We start from the raw sequence: 4,091 nt of genomic DNA on the forward strand, positions 1-4,091 counted from the left end.
TTGGCGCTCACCGTGACGGTGACCGCACGCTTGCCAATGTTGAAGGTCGAACTGTCGAAGGTGATGTCGTAATTCGAGTTGGCCGCGTTGGTCAGCGTGCCCTGGCCGATGGCATAGCCGCCGACATTTTCGCCGGCCGTGCGATCGAGTGCGCCGACCAGCGCAACACCCGTGCCGAGATCGGAGTAGGTATAGAGGTAGGAGGACGGATCGGCATCGCCGTAGGTCTTGCCCTGGTTGGCGCTCGCCGTGACGGTGACCGCCCGCTTGCCGATGGCGAAGGCGCTGCTCTCGAAGGTGATGTCGTAATTCGCATTGGCAGCGTTGGTCAGCGTGCCCTGGCCGATGGCATAGCTGCCGACATTTTCGCCGGCCGTGCGATCGAGTGCGCCGACCAGCGCAACACCCGTGCCGAGATCGGAGTAGGTATACAGGTAGCTCGACGGATCGGCGTTGCCGTATGTCTTGCCCTGGCCGGAATTGGCCGTGACCGTCACCGCGCGCCTGGCGATGGTGAAATCAGCGCCGTTGAAAGAAACGATGTAGTTGGGGTTGGACACGTCGAGCGTGCCTTGGCCGATGGCGTAGGTGCCGGCATTCTCGCCCGCCACGCGATCAAGGCTGCCCGTCAGCGTCAAGCCGCCGAGATTGGAGACGGAGTAGGTATAGGTGGCAGGATCGCTGTCGCCGTAGACCTTGCCTTGTCCCTGATCGACGGTGACGGTGATGGCCCGTTTGCCGATCGTGAAATCGGCGCCAACATAGGTGATGTCGTAATTTGTGTTGTTGGCGTCAGTCAGCGTGCCCCGGCCAATAGCGTAGGCGCCGGCGTTCTCGCCGGCGTCTCGGGTGAGCGAGCCTGCCAGAGCGATGCCATTGCCGAGATCCGAAACCGTATAGGTGTAGAGAGCCGGATCGCCATCGCCATAAGTCTTGTGCTGGTTGGGATCGACCGTGACGGTTATCGCCCGTTTGGTGACGCTGAGCAGTCCCGTACTGTTGAAGGCGAAGGCATAGCCGTTCGTGGAGCTCAGGCTGCCGGCGCCGACGGTGATCGCATAAGGCCCGCCGCCAACCTGCTCGTCGGCGGGCAACGTGGCGGAGGACAGTGACGGCGCGCCGGTGAATGTGTTGGCCGCGCTGTCGCCGAGATAGGCATTGGCGGCGCCCGTCTGATAGCCTGATACCGTGTAGGCGAGCGCCGGAACCGTCGTGTCGCCATAGGTCTTGGTGGTGTTGGTCGAGGTGAAGGTCAGCGTCGGCTGGTAGGCGAAGACATAGCGGTTGCCGCTCGCGCTCACCGGCCCGCCGGCCGTCGTGTTCCAGACCGCCGTATTGCCGCTGTTGAGATTGCCGAATGTGTTGCCAGTGGGCGCCGCCGCGTAGACCAGCCAGCGGCCGCTGGTGGCGGTCACGGCGTCGCTGCCGCGGCTGTTGATGAACTTGCCGCCGGCGGCAAGAACGGGACTGGCGCCGCTGACCTTGGCGCCGGCGGCGATCGTAAGATCGCCCGTGGTCTGCAGATTGACCTGCCCAGTGGCCGTGGCGCCGGCCGTGGACACGCCACGGGCGCTGCCGACACTGCCGATGACCAGCCCGCCCAGATCGGTAAGGGCTACCGACCCGACATTGCCGGCGATCGTGCCGATCTGGTTGCCGGCGTTGGTCAGGTTGAAGCCGCCCGTGCCGCCGAGCCAAAGCGAGCCCGCCGCCACGCTGCTGGTCTGCGTCACCGTGCCGTTCGACGACAAGGCCAGCGTGCCGCTGCCGATCGATATTGCCTGGTCGAGCGCGAAGGTGGTTGCCGCAGTCTCGATCTGCCAGTTGGCGAAGGTCAGGCTGCCGACATAGGTCGAGCCAACGGTCGTCGCGGCGAGGCTTTGCAGCGCCGAAAGAGACGTGATCGAGCTGTCCGCCTCGTCGAGACGCCAGTCGCCGTAGACGTTGAGGTTCGCGACATTGCTACCGGCAGCAACACCGGTGCGGAACGTCACGCCGTTCTTGGCTCCCGAGCTGTTGCTCGGATCGGCATCGCGGACGGTGTAGGCAAGAACGCTGTCGTTGATCCAGCCGGTCGGCACGGCGATGTAATAATAGCCGTTGACGCCGGTTGTGACAGTGCCGATGTCGACGCCGTTCGAGACGCCGGTGACAAAACCCGGATTCTTCACATAGTATGGCTGTCTCGTGCCGGACGAGAGCGGCGTAACGCCATTGTCCTTGTAGGCGACGCCGGAAATCGCCTGCACGCCATTCGGATAGAAACTGTTCAGGTAGGGGTAAAGACCGCCGGTCCCGCCACCGAATGCCGCGCTGAGGGCCGTGGCGCCGCCGCCCTGCAACTGCGCCGTGGTCAGGCCCGTACTGGTGACACCTGGCGTGCCGCCGCTGCCGACGCCCGTGGTCGTTCCCGAGGTGGTGCTGTCGAAATAGACATTCGTGACCGTGCCCCAGGAAAAGCCGACGCTGCCGCCAATGCCGGTGGCGCCCATCGTTCCGTTCACTGCGCCGGTCGAATAACCGTCACTGAGTGACCCCAGGTTCAGTCCGACCAGCCCTCCGACCCTGTCACCGCCGAGAACCGAACCGCTGGCATACACCTGGCTTATCGTGCCGCTGTTGGTGCCGGCAATGCCGCCGACCCCGCTCGCGTCGCGCGATTGCACCGCCACGGTCGAGAAAGACCGGGTGATCGTGCCATAGTTCGTCCCGACCAGGCCCCCGGAGCCGCTGACGCCCTGGAGATATCCGCTTGCCCAGACGCCAGAGATGGTACCCCTGTTCACCCCGGCTATGGCGCCCGTGTCGAAGGAACCGCTGGTATAGCTGTCGACGAGGCCGACATTGCGCACCACGCCGGCCCCGCCGACATAGCCGAACAGACCGACATAGTTCGCCGGAATCTGCCGCACCCAGATCTGGTTGATGATGTGGCCGAGCCCGTCGAAGGTTCCGTTGAAGCCGTTGCCGCCGTTCTGGATGTTGGTATTGCCGTCGGTGCCGAGAGCCGTGAACCCGAGCAGGCCGTTCCAGGAATAGGTTGAGCTGGCCTCGATGTCGTTGGCGAGCGCGTAGCGGCCGTTCAGATTACTGTTGATCGCCTGCAACTGGTTGATGTCGTAAATCAGCGTATAGTTCTGTCCGTTGATCGACAGAGCCTGCGCCCCTTGCGCGCCGGTGAAATTCAACTTCGCGCCGAGCGCGTAAGTGATCGTGCCGCCGGTGCCACCATTGTTGGTGATCAGCGACAGGCCGCCGATGCCGCCGATCGTGGCGCCGGCGTTGAAGACGATCGAATGATAGGCGCTGAGCGTCAGCGTGGTGTCGTTCCAGCTGATCGGCGCAGCAATGGTGATGTCACCGGCCTGCGAACCGCCGCTGCCCGTCGAGATCGTCACATTGCCCATCGCCAGCTGGTTCTGCAGCGTGGTGACGCTGATCACGCTGTCATTGGCGCTGGCGGTGACCCCGCTGGTATCGGCCCCGTTCGAGATGATCACGTTATAGGGGTCCAGCAGAAGATCGCCGGTATAGCCGAAGCGCGCCCTGAGATCGGCCGAGCCCGTGAAGTCCAGCCGCTGCTTGCCAGACACTTCGGTGAAGCCGCCATTGCCGCCTTCGTCGCCGCCGCGCGCCGAAATCTTGCCGGCGAACGTCGTCACATTGTCGGACCAGACGATGACGGTGCCGCCATCGCCATTGCCAGTGGCGCTTGCATCGATCGTGGTGGCAGCGTCGATCTGCGTCGTCTCGGCCCGCTGCAACGTGCCAGAGCCCTGCTTGTCGCCGCCAATCTTGATGGTCCCGCCGCCATCCTTACCCGAGGCGTCGACCTTGGCGGCCTTCAATTTCAGCTTGCGGCCGGTCACCGTGATCTTGCCGCCCTTGCCGCCGCTCGCCGCCGAAGCGTCGAGCCTGCCCGAAACTTCGACCTCGCCCTGATCGCCGCCGAGCACGATCGAGCCCGACTGGCCCGACACCGTGCGCGCCTCGATGACGCCGGACATGTTGACCGCCTGGCGCGCCGCATCGCGCACCGCCGCCGCCTTCAGCTCGACCGTCCCGCCATCGGCACTGATCGTGCCGGAATT

At 64.5% G+C, this 4,091-nt stretch carries 1 protein-coding gene; it reads right to left on the bottom strand.

Annotated features, from left to right (window positions below):
* Window positions 1-4,091 (bottom strand): MBG-2 domain-containing protein (locus FFS37_RS35980; protein WP_171026569.1); only part of this gene is annotated, 4,091 nt, incomplete at both ends.

The organism is Mesorhizobium comanense (assembly GCF_005503535.1).
GTDB classification, from domain to species: domain Bacteria; phylum Pseudomonadota; class Alphaproteobacteria; order Rhizobiales; family Rhizobiaceae; genus Mesorhizobium; species Mesorhizobium comanense.